Source organism: Virgisporangium aurantiacum (assembly GCF_016863635.1).
In the GTDB taxonomy this organism is placed as follows: Bacteria; Actinomycetota; Actinomycetes; order Mycobacteriales; family Micromonosporaceae; genus Virgisporangium; species Virgisporangium aurantiacum.
The window spans coordinates 156,780-171,243 of record NZ_BOPG01000011.1; the positions used below are offsets into that span (position 1 = coordinate 156,780).

Genomic DNA, 14,464 nt, shown 5'->3' on the forward strand with positions numbered 1-14,464 from the left:
CCGGCAGGGTGGGCGGATGATCGACCGTCGGCATGCGCGGCTACTCGTGGAGTACCTCGTGCTCTTCTACGGCGTCGTGGGCCTGTTCATCCTCGCGGGCAGCCCGGGCGGCCCAATACCGCCCCTGGTCGTGCTCGCGGTGGCGGCGTGGCTGATGTTGCGCCGCGACCCCACCTTCGAACAGGCAAACCTCCTGCGAGCGGCTGCCGTGCCGGGCCAGGTCCGGTCGATCGTCGCCCTGTGGGGGTTGGCCGTGGTCGTCAGCGTGGTAGCGATCGCCGTGGTCGCACCGGACCGGCTCTTCGACCTCCCGCGACGGATGCCCCTGCTGTGGGTGGCGGTCGTCGTGCTGTACCCGCTGGTGTCGGTGTATCCGCAGGAGCTGATCTACCGGGCGTTCCTGCTGCACCGGTACGGGCCGGTGTTCGGTGGAGCGGACACGCGGGGAGCCGCCGCGGCGGGCACGGCGGCGTTCGGGTTCGCCCATCTCATGTTCGGGTCGGTGTGGTCGGTGCTGCTGACGCTGATCGGCGGGTGGCTGTTCGCACGCCGGTACCAGCGCAGCCGGTCGCTGCTCGCCGCCGCCGTCGAACACGCGTTGTACGGCGTGCTCGCGTTCACCGTCGGGCTCGGCGACCTGTTCTACCACGGCGCCACCGCCCGCTGAGCGGCCGCCGGCTGCCACAGCCGGTGCGGTCTCACGGCGCCTCACCTACGGCGAACGCTCCACTCGAAGGTGCCCTCGCACACCACGACCCCGGCGTCGTCGGTGACCGCTGCCGCGGTGACGGTGCGGATCCGCTTGGCCGCGCCGCTGAACACCTTTCCCAGTTCGCGGCGCTCGTCGGCGGTGAGCGCGCAGCGGGCCACCAGCACCCCACGGGCCGGTGCCCGGAACGTCAGCGACGCGGCAGCGCCCAGCGGAACGATGTCGGCGACCTGTGCCGGCTCGGTCGCGGCCGACACGATCGCGCCGAGGCCCGCGGCGTCGATCAGGGCGATCAGTCCGCTGGAGTGCAGCGAGCCGATGACGTTCCGCAGCGCCGGTACGGTCAGCAGCTCCACGGCCGCCACCCCGTCGATCGCGTGCCGGACGGTGAGACCGAGGGTGCGATGCACGGGTACCGCGTCGAACAGGGTGCGGACAAGGTCGGTGGCGTTCACGGTTCGAATGCTGGCCGCGCCGGGTTAACAGCCGATCGCCCACGCGGGAAATGTCGCCAACTCTTCGCCGTGTGGTCATCGACGTGTGGCCGGTCCCACGGCCGTGTCGATCACTGTGATCGCGTGTCGATCACAGTGGTGACGCAGGCACCCGTGACGGGTCCTCCGCGTCGGATCCGCTTCGCCGCGCTCGGCGACTCCACGACGGTGGGCATCGGCGACCCGATGCCCGACGGTACCTGGCGCGGCTGGGCGCAGCTGCTGGCCTCGGCGCTGTCGGGACCCGCGGACGTGGAACTGCACAACCTGGCGGCCAGCGGAGCGCGGGCCGACGACGTGGCCGACGGGCAGTTGACCGCCGCCTTGCGGCTCCGCCCGGACATCGCCTCGGTCCTCGTCGGCGCGAACGACACCTTGCGCGGCCGGTTCGACGTCGCGGCGATCGGCCACGCGTTGGGTCGATGCGTCGCCATGCTGCGCCAGCAGGGTGCGGTCGTGCTGACCGCGCGGCTGCCCGAGCCGGGCCGCATGCTCCGCCTGCCCGCCTCGCTGGCCCGGCCGTTGGGCCGCCGGATCGGTGCCATCAACGAGATGACCGACGCGATCGCGGCGCGCTTCGGCACCGTGCACGCCGACCTGGCGCGCCTTCCCGCGGTCTACGACCGTCCGATGTGGAGCATCGATCGGCTGCACCCCAGCGAACGCGGTCACCGGCTCCTGGCCCGGTGCTTCGCGGACGCGCTGGGCGCCGACGGATACCCGGTGGCAAGCCTTCCGGCGCTGGAGCCGGAGCACGCCGAACCGACCCGGAGCGCGCGGGCCGGGTGGATGCTCACCAAGGGGACCCGCTGGATCCTGCACCGCTGCGCGGATCTGGTGCCGGGTCTGACCGCGATGGTGGCGGCCGAGTGGTGGTTCGGCGTGCGCGGCATGGCCAACCGCTTCGACGAGCACGTCGGGAACGAGGTCGCCGCGGCGCTGGCCCGCATCGAGCCGTGCGTCCCCGTCGCGTCGTTCGATGTCCACCACACGGCGGGCGGCACTGAGTAACCTGTGCTTGCGGCGGCGATCCCCCGGCGGCGCGGTTCAAGGTGACCCAACGGGGTTGTCAGGGGGACAGCCGTGCACGACGACGTGGTGAGGTTGCTCGACCAGCACCTCCAACAGCTGGAAGCCGTACGCCGTACGCTGTGCGCGTCGCGTCAGGTCGCCTGGGGTGAACGCCATACCGCCCTGGCCGAGTCGGTCGCCGCCAGCCGCCACTACACCGCGACCGCCCTCGGCCTGCTCGCCCAGGTCGGCGACGCCGCACCGGTCCACTCAACCGGCGGGTGATGGGTTCCCGGTCGCGGACGTCGACCGGCCCCGCGGAATCGCCAGGGCCGTGACCACCAGGGCGGTGACCGCGAACGCGCCGGGTGCCTTGGTCAACGTCGCGACGCCGAGGCCGTTGGGAATCACCAGCAGCATCAGAACCGTCGTCGCCGCCATGATTCCGGAAACGCCACGCCGGCCGGGCGTCGCCAGCGCGAGAATCGCCAGCGGCGTCAACGCGTACCACGGATAGAAGACCGGTGCGAGCACGATGCTCGCCACCAACGCCAGGCCGCAGCAGGCGACCACGGCACGAGTCGTGGTGCGCCGCCGCCACGCCCGCGCCAACAGCGCCAGGAACGCGGCCGCGAACAGCAGGACGCCGGCGACGCGGGCGAGGAACACCGCCGGGTCGAACAGCTCCGGGTGCCCCGTCATACGCAGCAGATAGCCGGCGGACATTCCGACCGCCGTGGGAGGCGACGTCCACTGCACCAGACTCGCGGTGCCGGACAGGGCGGTGACCCAGCCGACGTCCAGGCCCAGAACGGCGGTCACGGCCGTCAGCGTCGCCGTGGCGCAGCCGACCGTCAGCAGCATCGCGGCCAACACACGGCGGCCCGGCACCGCGCGGTCGCCCGACCCGGCCTGCGCCGCGAGGATCGCCGCGAACGGCAGCGCGACGACCGCGCCCACCTTGACGCCGGCGGCCAGGCCGATGAGGACACCGGCGACCGCGGGACCGACGAGAGCGGCCGCGCGCGCCTGCGAGACCCTGGTGGTCGCCGCCCACAGGCCACCGATCACCAACGCGAGCACGACCACATCCAGATGAGCGCCGGACACGCCGTGCAGGGCGACCAGCGGCGTCGCCAGGCCGACCGTCGCGGCCCGACCGGGCAGGACCCCGCAGCGCTTTGCCAGCCGTGCGCCCGCCACCGCGGCGAGCAGGATCGCCGCCACCACGAGCATCCGCAGCACGGTGACGACGACCACGAGCCGAACGTCGGCCGGTGCCAGGCGGGACGGCAACGCCGCGACGGCCGTCGCTGCGATTCCCGCCGCGCCGTAGGGCGCCGTAGTGTCGAGCCACGTCGGCGCGACCGCGTCCGTCCACGGACAGTGACCGTCGAGCGGACTCACCCGGTACGGGCTCTGACCGGTTCCGTATAGCCATCCCTGGCAGGCGTAGGAGTAGACGTCGCGGCTGGCCAGCGGCGGTGCGAGCAGCAACGGCACCGCCCACAACAGGCCCGTCGTCGCAAGCCATCCCGTGCGAACCGGGATCGCGTCGGACAGCCGCCACCACACGGCGATCAGTCCCGCCGATCCGGCGAGCACGAGCACGAGTCCGATCCGGAACTGCGCGGTGGTCGACGCAAGGCCGGCGACGCGCAGGGTCGGCGCCGGATCGCCGGACGCCAACGCACCGGCGCCGTACGCGCCGGCCGCGATGAGGCACGTCGCGCCGAAACCGGCGTAGCGGAGCAGCTCCAGACGCGACAACGCGCGCACCGCTGGTACCCGGACCAGTGCCACGCGTCGATGTTCGGCGGGCCGGGGGAACACCGCGGGCCGCTCGCCGTGGCCACCGGGCGAACAACGGATGACGCCCGTTCACCCGGGACCCGTAGGGTGCCGGGCCTATGATCACCGTTTCCAGGAGCGGGCTCGTGGCGCGGGTCGTCGCGACGCTGCTCGGTGCCGCCGTGCTCCTCGCCGGCACGACGGTGGGCACCGACGACATGTTCCCGTTCGGGCCGTTCCGGATGTACGCCGGGGTCAACGGCCCGAACGAGGACGCGCCGGACCTTCGCGTCGAGGGCACGGACAGCGGGCACCGCACGGTGGCACTCGACGAGCAGGCGACCGGGATCCGTCGCGCGGAGATCGAGGAGAACAGGGACCGCTACGTCGCCGAACCGGAGCGGTTGTCGGCAATTGTCGACGCGTACCGTCGACGCCACCCCGATGCCCTCCGGCTGACCGAGGTGCGCATCGTCGTCCGATGGCACGAGATCAGAGCGAGCCGGCCGACCGGCCGCTACCGCGACGAGACCGTCGCGACCTGGTGGGTGCCGTGAGCGCGGCGCGGGGAGTCCGGCGTGCCGTCGCGTGGCTCACGGAGCCGGTTCCGCTGGGCCGGATTGCCGCGTTCCGCACGGCGGTGTACCTGTTCGTCGTCGGCGATCTGGTGGTGTTCACGCCGTGGGTGCGGGCCCACGGCGACCTGCCCGGCGACGCGTACCGGCCGTTGCTGGTCGGCCGGATGCTGCCGCTGCCGACGCCGACCGAAACGCTGGTCGACGTCGTGTTCTGGGCATTGCTCGCGGCCGCGGCGGTGGCCGCGACCGGACGGGCGCCCCGGGTGCTCGGTACGACGGTCCTCGTCCTGTACCTCGAATGGATGCTGATCGCGATGAGCTACGGGAAGGTCGACCACGACCGGTTCGCCTTCCTGGTCGCACTGGCCGTGCTGCCCACCGCGGGACCCGCCCGCCACGGCGATCCCGTGCTCACCCGGCCGGGCGGGTGGGGCCTGCGCGTCACCCAGCTCGCCGTGGTCAGCACGTACTTCCTGGCGTTCTGGGCCAAGATGCGCTACGCGGGCCCGGACTGGGCGACCGGTTCGGTGCTCGCCCGGGCGTTCCTGCGCCGGGGCACGGACCTCGCGGACGCGATCGCGCCGGTACCCGGCGTTCTCATCGCCTCGCAGGTCGCCATCCTCGCGTTCGAACTCCTCAGCCCGGTGGTCTTCGTTCTCCGCGGCCGGGCGCGCTACCTTGCCGTCGGATTCTTCTATCTGTTCCACGCGATGACGATCGCGACCATCACCATCTCGTTCCTGCCGCAACAGGTCGCGATGCTCAGCTTCCTGCCGATCGAACGGGTCCGCCCGCTCGGGTGGCTGCGCCACACGGTGCGGCGTTCGCCGGCCGCGGTCTGATCGGCGTCCACCGGCCGCCGCCGGCCCGTTGTCCGGCGGGCCGGCGCGGCGGTACTGCTGTCTACTTCTTCTTCTTGCTCTTCTTGTTCTTCTTCTTGTCTTTCTTGTCCTTCTTCGACTTCTTCGCCATCGCGTCCACCTCCCGCCACACTGTTCATCCGGCCGAAACCGTCCGTCTCCATTCCACGCCATGGTCTGCTCGCGACGGGTGCGAACGTGAAAAGAAGCCACGTGGCCGGATTCTGCTGGTGTCCATGTGGCGTTCGATGCGAGGATCCATCGGTGCGCGAGCATGTGACGGAATGCGGCGTGTCCAATGGAGGACCCATGATCACTCGACGTCAGATCCTCGCCGGCGCGGCGGCGACCGCCGTGGCGCCGTCCGTGCTCGCCCAGCCGGCGTCGGCCACCGGTGGTGGGGCACCGTTCGCGCTCGGCGTCGCCAGCGGTGACCCGTTGCCCGACCGCGTGATCCTGTGGACCCGGCTGCTGCGCCCCGGCAATCCCCTGCCGGACCGGGCGGTGGAGGTGGCCTGGCAGGTCGCCCGCGATGAGCGGTTCCGGCACGTGGTCAGTTCGGGGCGGACGCTGGCGCGGCCGGAACTGGCGCACTCGGTGCACGTCGACGCCCGGGGGCTGCGGCCCGGTGACTGGTACTTCTACCGGTTCAAGGCGCTCGGCGAACTCAGCCCGGTCGGGCGCACGAGAACCGCACCGCGGTCGGCATCGCGGCTGACCTTCGGCATCGCCAACTGCCAGGACTACCAGAACGGCTACTGGCCCGCCTACCTCGGCCTGGTCGAGGAGGACCTGGACCTGGTGCTGCATCTCGGCGACTACATCTACGAGAACGACCCGGCCAGCCGGTTCGCCGACCGCCAGCACACCACGCCGGAAACGCCCGGCCTCGACCAGCTGCGCACGCTGGCCGACTACCGCGCCCGCCACGCGCAGTACAAGACCGACCCGGTGCTGCAGGCCGCGCACGCCGCGTTCCCCTGGATCGTCACGTGGGACGACCACGAGACCGAGAACAACTACGCCGGGCTCATCGACGAGATCGACGACACCGGCGCCAAGCGGCAGACCGTCGCCGAGTTCGCCCGCCAACGGGCCGCGGCCTACCAGGCGTACTACGAGCACATGCCGATCCGCGCCGACCTGCGCCCCGGCAGCCCCGATCTGCGCATCTTCCGCCGGTTCGACTTCGGCCGGCTGGCCCGCTTCAACGTGCTGGACACCCGCCAGTACCGCACCGACCAGCCCGGCGGCTTCCCGAGCGACTTCGGACCCGAGGCGGCCGGCACCGCCAACACCGCCGGCACGCTGACCGGTGCCTACCAGGAACGCTGGCTGACCGCCGGCCTGACCGACTCGCCGGCCCGCTGGAACGTCGTGGCGCAGCAGGTGATGATGAGCCGCATCCGGTTCCCCAACTTCCTCGGACCCGTTCCGCCGGTCATCGCCAACCTCGACCAGTGGGACGGGTACGCGCCACAACGGGCCCGGCTGCTGCAGCGCTTCGCCGACCTGCGGGTGTCGAACCCGGTCGTGCTGGCCGGCGACATCCACTCCACCTGGCTCAGCGAACTGCGGGTCGACTTCGACCGCCCGGAGCAGCGGCCGGTGGCCGTCGAGATGGTCGCCACCTCCATCAGTTCCGACTTCCCGATCGCCTTCGACGCGCCCCTGAAGGCGGCCAACCCGACCCTCAACCCCCACGTGCGGTACTTCGACGGCTCCCGGCGCGGCTACCTCCGCTGCGCGATCGACCGGCACAGCTGGCGCACCGACGTACGCACGGTCGACAGCATCGAGGTCCGCCAGTCACCGGTGACCACGACCGCGTCCTACGTCGTCCCCGCCGGCGCCTCCACCCTGACGCCGGCATGATCCCGGCGGACGATGCCCGCGCGGGGCCGCGGTCGAGGTGAATCGGAGGCAAACACAAGGTGTCTGGATTAGGATGCTCGTCAGCATATGGGCGAAAACGCTAGCCTGACCGGGTGAACCAGTCGGGCTTGCCGCCGCTGATCCATGCCGCGCGGGACCAGGCACAGGTGCTGCTCGCCCCGCTTCCGCAGCGGTGGCGGCACACCGTCGGCGTCGCCCGCCGCGCGGAGGGCCTGATCCACACGCTCGACGGTGACGACCCGGATGTTCTGATAGCCGCAGCCTGGCTCCACGACATCGGATACGCGCCCACCGTCACCGACACCGGGTTCCACCCGCTCGACGGCGCCCGCCACCTTCAGCACACCCACTGGCCCGCCCGCATCACCGCCCTGGTCGCCCACCACTCCGGCGCGCTGCACGTCGCCCGCGAACGCGGACTACACGGCGAATTGGCCATCTATCCATGCGAGGTGACGACACTGGCGGACGCGCTGACCTACGCGGACCAGACCGTCGACCCCGACGGACACCGCGTCAGCGTCGACCAACGCATCGCCGAGGCCCTCCTCCGGCACGGGCCGGACTCCGCGCAGGCCGCCGCGCGTCCCGAACGCGAGCCCTACCTTCGTGCGGTGGCCGAGCGGATCGAACGTCGCCTCGCCCGGCACGGCCACTCCGAGCGCTGAGCACCAAAGCGCACGCCGTCACGCCTTGCGGAAGCGGCTGATCCGGGCCGCGTCGGGCCATCGGACGTCGTGCGCGAGGCGCAGGAGTTCAAGGATCCGAATCACCCGTGCGGAGATGTCGATCTCGCCTCGGCGCACGCCGTGCCGCGCGCTGGTGGGATCGGCGTGGTGCAGGTTGTGCCACGACTCGCCCATGCTCAGGATCGCCAGCGGCCAGACGTTCGTCGACCGGTCCCGCGCGGCGAACGGGCGATCGCCGATCATGTGACAGATCGAGTTCACCGACCAGGTGACGTGGTGCAGTACCGCCACCCGAACGAGCCCGGCCCAGAAGAACGCGGTGACCGCGCCCCACCCGCTCCACGTCAGCAGTCCCCCGAGGACGGCCGGCAGAGCAAGCGTGGCGACCGTCAGCGGGCCGAAGAGGCGATGCACCACCCGCATGTCGCGATCGGCCATCAGGTCGGGTGCGAACCGCCGCTGGTTGGTCAGCTCACGGGCGAGGACCCAGCCGAGATGGGCGTGCCAGAACCCACGCAGAAGCGCAGCCGGACCGGTACCGAACAGCCACGGCGAGTGCGGGTCGCCCTCGCGGTCGGCAAAGGCGTGATGACGGCGGTGGTCGGCGACCCAGTGCAGAATCGGTCCCTGCACGGCCATGCTGCCCGTCACCGCGAGGGCGATCCGCACCCACCGACCCGTCTTGAACGAGCCGTGCGTGAAGTACCGGTGGAAGCCGACGGTGACACCGAGACAGGTGATCACATAGAACATCACGGCCAGGACGACGTCGTGCCAGCCGAGACCCCACCCCCACGCGAACGGAATCGCGACGAGCAGAGCGAGCGGCGGGACGATGACGAACACGTAGACCGAGACGTGTGCCGCCAACGGGCGTTTGCCGCCGAGCAGCGGCTTCGATTGAGATTGAGGCGGGGCAGCGATCTCAGCCACGCCGGCGACGCTAACGCCGACGTGCCGCCGGGTGACGAACGCCGGGTGGCTGCCGCGCGGACGGCCGATGTCCGCCCATCGGCCGCCGCGATGCACGAGCCTCAGTCGAGGTAGCGCTCCCACGGGCCGGTGATGGCCAGCGTGATGCCGGGAACCTGGATGTTGACGAACAGGACCTTGCCGTTGGGAGCGAACGTCGGCCCGGTGAACTCGGAGTAGGTCGGCGCGCGTTCGACGTACCGATGGCGAGCTGATTGCGGGCGATCGCGTACGTCGGGCCGCCCGGCACGGAGCTCAGCACGTGGGAGGCACGCACCCCGTCCTCGGCCAGGATGAGCGTGCCCCAGGGGGTGACGGTGACGTTGTCGGGGCCGTCGAAGGTCAGGTCGGCGTACTTCGGCGGCGCACCCTCGCCCTCGGCGGCCGGGTTGTGCGGGAAGTACGTGACGAGGGTGATCGTCTCGTCGGAGTAGTTGTAGAACCAGACCATGCCGTCGTGCTTGGTCGCGTCGGCCGGCAGGTCGTTGGCGCCGAAGGCGAAGCTGTTGACGATGTAGCAGCCCTTGCTGGTGCTCCACACGCCTTCGAACTTCTTACCCCGGGTGACCGTGCCGTCGGCGAACTGGGTGCGGATCGTCTTCGTCACCGCGTCACGCTCGGGCACCTCGATCCAGGTCACCCTGAACGGGCGGCCGATCTGCGCCGAGGTCAGGTAGGCGACGTCGGGCAGGATGCTGCCGTCGTCGAGGCGGATCTGCATCGCCTCCAGCTTCCCGGCGTTGTCGCTGAGCCGGTCGGCGAGCCCGACCCCCAGCCGGGCGTCGCGCGGCGCGGTCCACCGGTAGAACAGGCCGTTGGGGCCGCTGGCGTCCTCGGAGAGGTAGATGTGCCGCTGGTTCGGTTCGACGGCGAGGGCCTCGTGTTCGAAGCGACCCAACGCCTTGATCGGCTTGGGCAGCTGGTGCGCGGAGTCGGACTGCAGGACCTCCAGGACGTAGCCGTGGCCCTTCTCGTAGGTGCCCGTCTGTCCGCCGGCCGACCAGGTGGCGCCGGCGTTGATGAAGACCTCCTCGCAGGTCAGCCACGTGCCCCAGGGCGTGACACCGCCGGCGCAGTTGCGCACGGTGCCGGAGACGCCGACCCACTCGCCCGTCCGCTTGCCGTCGCCGTCGGTGGTGATCACCGTGCAGCCGCCGGCGTTCGGTGCGCCCGGGTCGTAGACCGTCCCGGCGACGTGCGGAACGCCGAACGGGGACATGTGCGGCGACATCTCGTGGTTCTGGATGATCGTCAGCCGGTTGCGGTTCGCGGCGACGACGCCGGTGCCGTCGTGGTAGGCCGGCGTCTTGCCCTGGCCGAAGGACATGTCGGTGTCACCTTCGCGGGTGACGATCCGGTACGAGAACCCGGCAGGCAGGGCGAGGATCCCCTGGGGGTCGTCCTGCAACGGCGGGAACGGACGCCCGCCGGACGACCCACCGCTGTCGTGCCCGTCGTTTCCGTGTGCCGCCGCGGGCTCGGCGAGGCTCGGAAGCACGCCGGCGACGGAGATGCTGACCCCGGCGGCGGTGCCGCTGGTGAGAACCTGGCGACGAGAGATCGTCATGCTGAACGCTCCTGGAGTGCGGAGTCGGTTGGTCGGTATCAACCGGAGCCTCGGAGCCGAGCCTTACACGCAGGCGAACAGAAGGTTACGAAAGCCCGTAGGCTGGGCCATGTTCACTGCGGTTCGTGCTCAGGCAAGGCTCACCACATGTGAACGCAAGCCGACCGTTCACCTGACGGCGGCCACCTGCTCACCGACGGCGGGTAGCGTTCGACAACCCACCCTCACGTCCGGGAGCGGCCATGTCTGACGACGCCACCAACGCCGAACGAAGCGGGATGATCGCCTTCGGCGACCTCGAGCTCGGCATCCGACGCGAGGTGGAGGTGGTCGCCGAACGCTTCCCGAACACCGACCCCGCGGTGGTCGACCGGGTGGTCCGGGAGACGCTCGCCGACCTCCGGGGCGACGCAACGGTGGAGGCGCACCTGCTCGCGGTCACGCGCAACGAGGCAATCCACCGTCTGGAGGCGCACGGCCACACGTTCCAGGCCGCCGAGCCCTCTCCTCCGGAGCAGTGACCGGCTACGGCGTACCGAACAGCGCCCGCCATAGTTGAGACTGTTCGGCCCGCCGCTCGTCGTCCGTGCGCGGGTTGAACGGTTCCGCCGGACGACCGATGGCGTCGTCCCACCACGCCGCGGTGTCGGCGCTTCGAATGGCGGCGGCCAGTTCTGCCCGCAGCCAGGGGTACCGGCCTTCCTTGACCGTCGCGGTGAGGTCGGCCAGCCCGTCCGGTCGCAGCCCGGTGCAGTAGGTACGCAGAATCTGGATCAGGCGGACGGTCGGCTGGTCTGCCGCCGGTTCCGGGTTGTTCACCACGCCTCCACGACCAGGACGACCCTCGTTCGCTGTCCGACCCGCCGATGGTATGCATGGACGGCGCGGCACAGTGACCCAGGTACGGTCGTTCCGCCTGGACGGTGAAGGTCAGAACCCGTTCGGCCGGACCGACGGCCCGTCCGGGTGTCGGAGGGACGCTCGCGGTCGGCCGGGCGTGCGGCTGTCGTTCCCGGCGCGACGCTGACCCGCCGGGTGCGTTCGGTGATTTGTGTCGGGCTGGATCGGGTGTCGCGCGATGAAGGCGACGCTCGTGGATTCGGCCGGCACCGGGTGTTCGTCGAGACGTCCATCTGCCGGGTCGACTACGTCGGCTGCCACTGGATCCGCACCGAGGTGGTGCCGTGGGCGCGGCACACCCATGGCCTCAAGGACGTGGTTGGATCCGCCAGGGCGATCGGAGGTCTGTCACCGCAGAGCCACCGTGCCACGTTCGGACAACGCAATTGGCGCGGTTCAGGTCTTCTGGGCGCTATCGGTGTGGTGGGGCGCCGAGTAGCGTTAGAAGTCCTGCCGGCCATCGCCGGTCGCCAGTCGACCGGCGGGCTCCCGGTCTAGTCCTCGCCGGTCGTTGAGCGGCGCCCTGCTCGCGCTGGGGCCCGCTGTGCCTGATTGTCGATCGGACTTGTCATGAGTGTGGTGATCCGCACAGACCGTGATCTTGGCAGTGGTGTCACCACGGTGTGGCTGAGCGGTGATTTGACCTGGGCGACGATGTCGAGCGTCCGGGCGGCGCTGGCCGTGTGCGTGATGGAATGCCCGGTGGCCGTGATCGTGGAGTTGAGCGGTCTACGTGCCGAACGGTCCGGCGTGCTCAGTGTGTTCCCCACCGCCACGCGGCGAGCCGCCCGTGATCGGGGCGTGCCGCTCCTGATGTGCGCCCCGGGCCGGGCCATCGCCGGTCCGCTGGCCACGTCGCATCCGGTCGCGCAGGTTTACACCAGCCACGGCCAGGCCCTGGCCGCCGTGCGTGAGGGCCGACCGCGGTGGGTGCATGCCCGGATGACACCCGCACCGGTCTCCGCGAGACTGGCCCGCGCCCTGGTCGGCGACGCGTGCCTGGCCTGGAACGTCGCGCGCCTGTACTACTCGGCCCGCACGGTGGTCTCCGAATTGGCCAGTAACGCGATCGAGCACACCGCCGGAGACTTCGAGGTCACCGCTGCGCAGGTCGGCAGGTATCTGCGGATCGCAGTGCAGGACTACTGCCAGGTCACGCCCCGGCTGCTGACCGCCGTATCGCCGGACCCGCCGGCGCCGTTGTCCGATCGGGCCCGGGGCCTGCCGATCGTCCAGTTCATCGCCACGCATTGGGGCACCACTGCGCTGGACGACGGCAAGATCGTGTGGGCCCTGTTGCAGATCCATCCAATGTCCGCAGCATCGAGGTTTGCCACGGGTGTCGGGTTATCCCAGATCCGGCCGGAGCGTCTCACCGTGCGGGAGGTCGAGGTTCTCCGTTATCTGCGAACGATGTTGACGGTCGCCGAGATCGCAACCGAGCTGCATCTGTCCGTCTACACCGTCAAGACGCATCTGAAGTCCATCTACCGCAAGCTCGACGTGTCGCGGCGTCGGGAGGCCGTCGACCGCGGGTGCGAGCTCGACCCGGACGTCATGCCCAAGTGGGTGGCGGCCCGTGCGCCGGTGCCGCCGGCGGTGACCTCGGCGCAACCCACGTCACCCACCTCTCGCGCCGCGGACAGGCGAACCGGTCTCGGGACGGCCCGGGCGAGGTCCGGGATGTCGGCCGTCACCGAGAATGTCGGGGTGTCCCGCATCCGGCGGGAGCGCCTTACCGTGCGGGAGGTCGAGGTTCTCCGTTATCTGTGGACGATGTTGACGGTCGCCGAGATCGCAACAGAACTGGATCTGTCCGTCTACACCGTCAAGGCGCACCTGAAGTCCATCTACCGCAAGCTCGACGTGTCGCGGCGTCGGGAAGCCGTCGACCGCGCGTACGAACTCGGCGTCATCGCGCCCTGACCACACCGGTGACCGCCGTGAATCACCGTGCCGCCGGGCTGGCCGGCCGCCGGCTTGACCTCGGTGTCGTTGCCGGTCTGGTGTGGCCGGCCAGCCGGGGTTACCGTGTTTTGCCAGGTGGCGGTACAGTCCGCGCCTCGGCGTGACCGACAACCGCGGTCGCCCGGCACACGGCGCGGGCTGGTCGATTACCCCGTTCGGGATTGTCAGGTTACGGTGCCCGTATCTCGTCACCGTGCACGCCCGGGATGCATGATGATCGAAGAACACGTCGGCCGCAGCGAGTCGACACGGTGCCCCGCCACCACCGAGGTCATGATGACCGAATACAAGATGCTGGGCGCACTCCCGGACCCTGTAGATCCGGTGCGGCTGGACCTGACGTGCGAGCTCGCGATCGGACACGAGGGTCGCCACGTCGGGCTCGTCGTGGCCGCCTACGCAGGCAACCAACTGTGGTGGCTGCACTGGGCCGGACAACACCGCGATATGGTCCAGAGCGAGTTGTGCGACGGCAGAGATCCCGACGAGCACGACGACTGCCTCCTGCCATACCGTCATCGCGGGGCACACAGCTTTGAGATTCGGCCCGTTCACGAACCCAGCGACATCGCCGCGCCGCCGCAATCAGGCGCGGACCGGGCCTCGGCACACTGGCCGGTCGCACCACGCGGATACCAACGAGAGGCCGGGTAGTGCGTCTCATTTCGATGAGGTTGTCGAGGTGTCGGTAGCCGTCCGCGCGGCCTTGCAGGAGGCGGACGCCGGCGTTGATGCCTTCCATGCCGTCGACAGCGAGCACGACCCGCCCGTGCCGGATGCGGTGCACGCTCCGGCGGACACGGTTGCGGAGCCGGCAAGAGTCCTGCTGACACCGGTTCTACCCGCGGTACGCGTTGGTGCCGCTCGCGGTCCTCGCCCCGCCACCTACCTCAGCATGCCCGGCCTTCGTCGCCGACCACGACGCCAGGCCGGCAGGGTCGCGCGCGTGTACGCCACAAAGGCGGCCGCATACATCGGCAGCGCCACGACCCACGGCAGCAGTCGGGACCGGACCCGTGTACGCACCAT

General features: G+C 70.5%; 15 protein-coding genes and 1 pseudogene. 11 read left to right on the forward strand and 5 right to left on the reverse strand.

Going from position 1 to position 14,464, the window contains the following annotated elements; translation table 11 throughout:
* Window positions 1-16 precede the first annotated feature (16 nt).
* Window positions 17-667 carry a CPBP family glutamic-type intramembrane protease gene (locus tag Vau01_RS08605; protein ID WP_203989023.1) on the forward strand — a complete coding sequence of 217 codons (651 nt, stop codon included), beginning with the start codon at window positions 17-19 and terminating at the stop codon, window positions 665-667.
* Window positions 668-708: 41 nt separating this feature from the next.
* Here Vau01_RS08605 and Vau01_RS08610 read toward each other — a convergent pair whose 3' ends face one another.
* The gene (locus Vau01_RS08610) at window positions 709-1,164 is read right to left on the reverse strand and encodes a PaaI family thioesterase (protein WP_203989025.1); all 456 of its coding nucleotides are present in this window, start codon (window positions 1,162-1,164) and stop codon (window positions 709-711) included.
* A 123-nt stretch (window positions 1,165-1,287) separates the two neighbouring features.
* Here Vau01_RS08610 and Vau01_RS08615 point away from each other — a divergent pair, with 123 nt between their 5' ends.
* Together Vau01_RS08615 and Vau01_RS08620 are read left to right on the forward strand one after the other, a co-directional pair.
* Window positions 1,288-2,214 carry an SGNH/GDSL hydrolase family protein gene (locus Vau01_RS08615; protein WP_203989027.1) on the forward strand — a complete coding sequence of 309 codons (927 nt, stop codon included), beginning with the start codon at window positions 1,288-1,290 and terminating at the stop codon, window positions 2,212-2,214.
* A 72-nt stretch (window positions 2,215-2,286) separates the two neighbouring features.
* Entirely contained in the window at window positions 2,287-2,499 is a 213-nt protein-coding gene (locus tag Vau01_RS08620) for a hypothetical protein (RefSeq protein ID WP_203989029.1), read from the forward strand.
* Here Vau01_RS08620 and mptB read toward each other — a convergent pair.
* Window positions 2,485-4,017 carry a polyprenol phosphomannose-dependent alpha 1,6 mannosyltransferase MptB gene (gene mptB, locus Vau01_RS08625; RefSeq protein WP_203989031.1) on the reverse strand — a complete coding sequence of 511 codons (1,533 nt, stop codon included), beginning with the start codon at window positions 4,015-4,017 and terminating at the stop codon, window positions 2,485-2,487. The two genes, Vau01_RS08620 and mptB, sit on opposite strands and share 15 nt — an antisense overlap.
* Window positions 4,018-4,124: 107 nt before the next feature.
* Here mptB and Vau01_RS08630 point away from each other — a divergent pair, with 107 nt between their 5' ends.
* The 4 genes from Vau01_RS08630 (at window position 4,125) to Vau01_RS08645 (ending at window position 8,007) form a co-directional block, all read left to right on the forward strand.
* Window positions 4,125-4,562, forward strand: coding sequence for a hypothetical protein (locus Vau01_RS08630; RefSeq protein ID WP_203989033.1), 438 nt, complete (start codon window positions 4,125-4,127; stop codon window positions 4,560-4,562).
* Window positions 4,487-5,425, forward strand: coding sequence for an MFS transporter permease (locus Vau01_RS08635; protein WP_239151425.1), 939 nt, complete (start codon window positions 4,487-4,489; stop codon window positions 5,423-5,425). The genes Vau01_RS08630 and Vau01_RS08635 overlap by 76 nt, the downstream gene beginning before the upstream one ends.
* A gap of 327 nt (window positions 5,426-5,752) precedes the next feature.
* A complete protein-coding gene (locus Vau01_RS08640; protein ID WP_203989035.1) occupies window positions 5,753-7,318 on the forward strand; it encodes an alkaline phosphatase D family protein in 1,566 nt (521 codons plus the stop codon).
* A gap of 113 nt (window positions 7,319-7,431) precedes the next feature.
* The gene (locus tag Vau01_RS08645) at window positions 7,432-8,007 is read left to right on the forward strand and encodes an HD domain-containing protein (RefSeq protein WP_203989036.1); all 576 of its coding nucleotides are present in this window, start codon (window positions 7,432-7,434) and stop codon (window positions 8,005-8,007) included.
* A gap of 18 nt (window positions 8,008-8,025) precedes the next feature.
* On the opposite strand, the gene Vau01_RS08650 is transcribed toward Vau01_RS08645, so the two are convergent.
* Window positions 8,026-8,961: an acyl-CoA desaturase gene (locus Vau01_RS08650; protein WP_444546022.1), complete on the reverse strand. Its 936-nt coding sequence runs from the start codon at window positions 8,959-8,961 to the stop codon at window positions 8,026-8,028.
* Between the two features lie 101 nt (window positions 8,962-9,062).
* Window positions 9,063-10,567 (reverse strand): annotated as a pseudogene (locus tag Vau01_RS08655) (alkaline phosphatase PhoX).
* Window positions 10,568-10,809: 242 nt separating this feature from the next.
* On the opposite strand from Vau01_RS08655, the gene Vau01_RS08660 reads away from it, so the two are divergent.
* Window positions 10,810-11,088 carry a hypothetical protein gene (locus tag Vau01_RS08660; protein ID WP_203989038.1) on the forward strand — a complete coding sequence of 93 codons (279 nt, stop codon included), beginning with the start codon at window positions 10,810-10,812 and terminating at the stop codon, window positions 11,086-11,088.
* 4 nt (window positions 11,089-11,092) lie between these two features.
* On the opposite strand, the gene Vau01_RS08665 is transcribed toward Vau01_RS08660, so the two are convergent.
* Window positions 11,093-11,386: a hypothetical protein gene (locus Vau01_RS08665; RefSeq protein ID WP_203989040.1), complete on the reverse strand. Its 294-nt coding sequence runs from the start codon at window positions 11,384-11,386 to the stop codon at window positions 11,093-11,095.
* Window positions 11,387-11,602: 216 nt separating this feature from the next.
* On the opposite strand from Vau01_RS08665, the gene Vau01_RS08670 reads away from it, so the two are divergent.
* The 3 genes from Vau01_RS08670 to Vau01_RS08685 all read left to right on the forward strand — a co-directional run bounded on the left by Vau01_RS08670 (window position 11,603) and on the right by Vau01_RS08685 (window position 14,089).
* Window positions 11,603-11,965, forward strand: a complete 363-nt coding sequence (locus Vau01_RS08670; RefSeq protein ID WP_203989042.1) for a hypothetical protein — start codon at window positions 11,603-11,605, stop codon at window positions 11,963-11,965.
* Between the two features lie 72 nt (window positions 11,966-12,037).
* Window positions 12,038-13,393: a LuxR C-terminal-related transcriptional regulator gene (locus Vau01_RS65195; RefSeq protein WP_373320205.1), complete on the forward strand. Its 1,356-nt coding sequence runs from the start codon at window positions 12,038-12,040 to the stop codon at window positions 13,391-13,393.
* A 255-nt stretch (window positions 13,394-13,648) separates the two neighbouring features.
* On the forward strand, window positions 13,649-14,089 hold the full coding sequence (locus Vau01_RS08685; RefSeq protein WP_203989044.1) for a hypothetical protein: 441 nt from the start codon (window positions 13,649-13,651) through the stop codon (window positions 14,087-14,089).
* Window positions 14,090-14,464 lie beyond the last annotated feature (375 nt).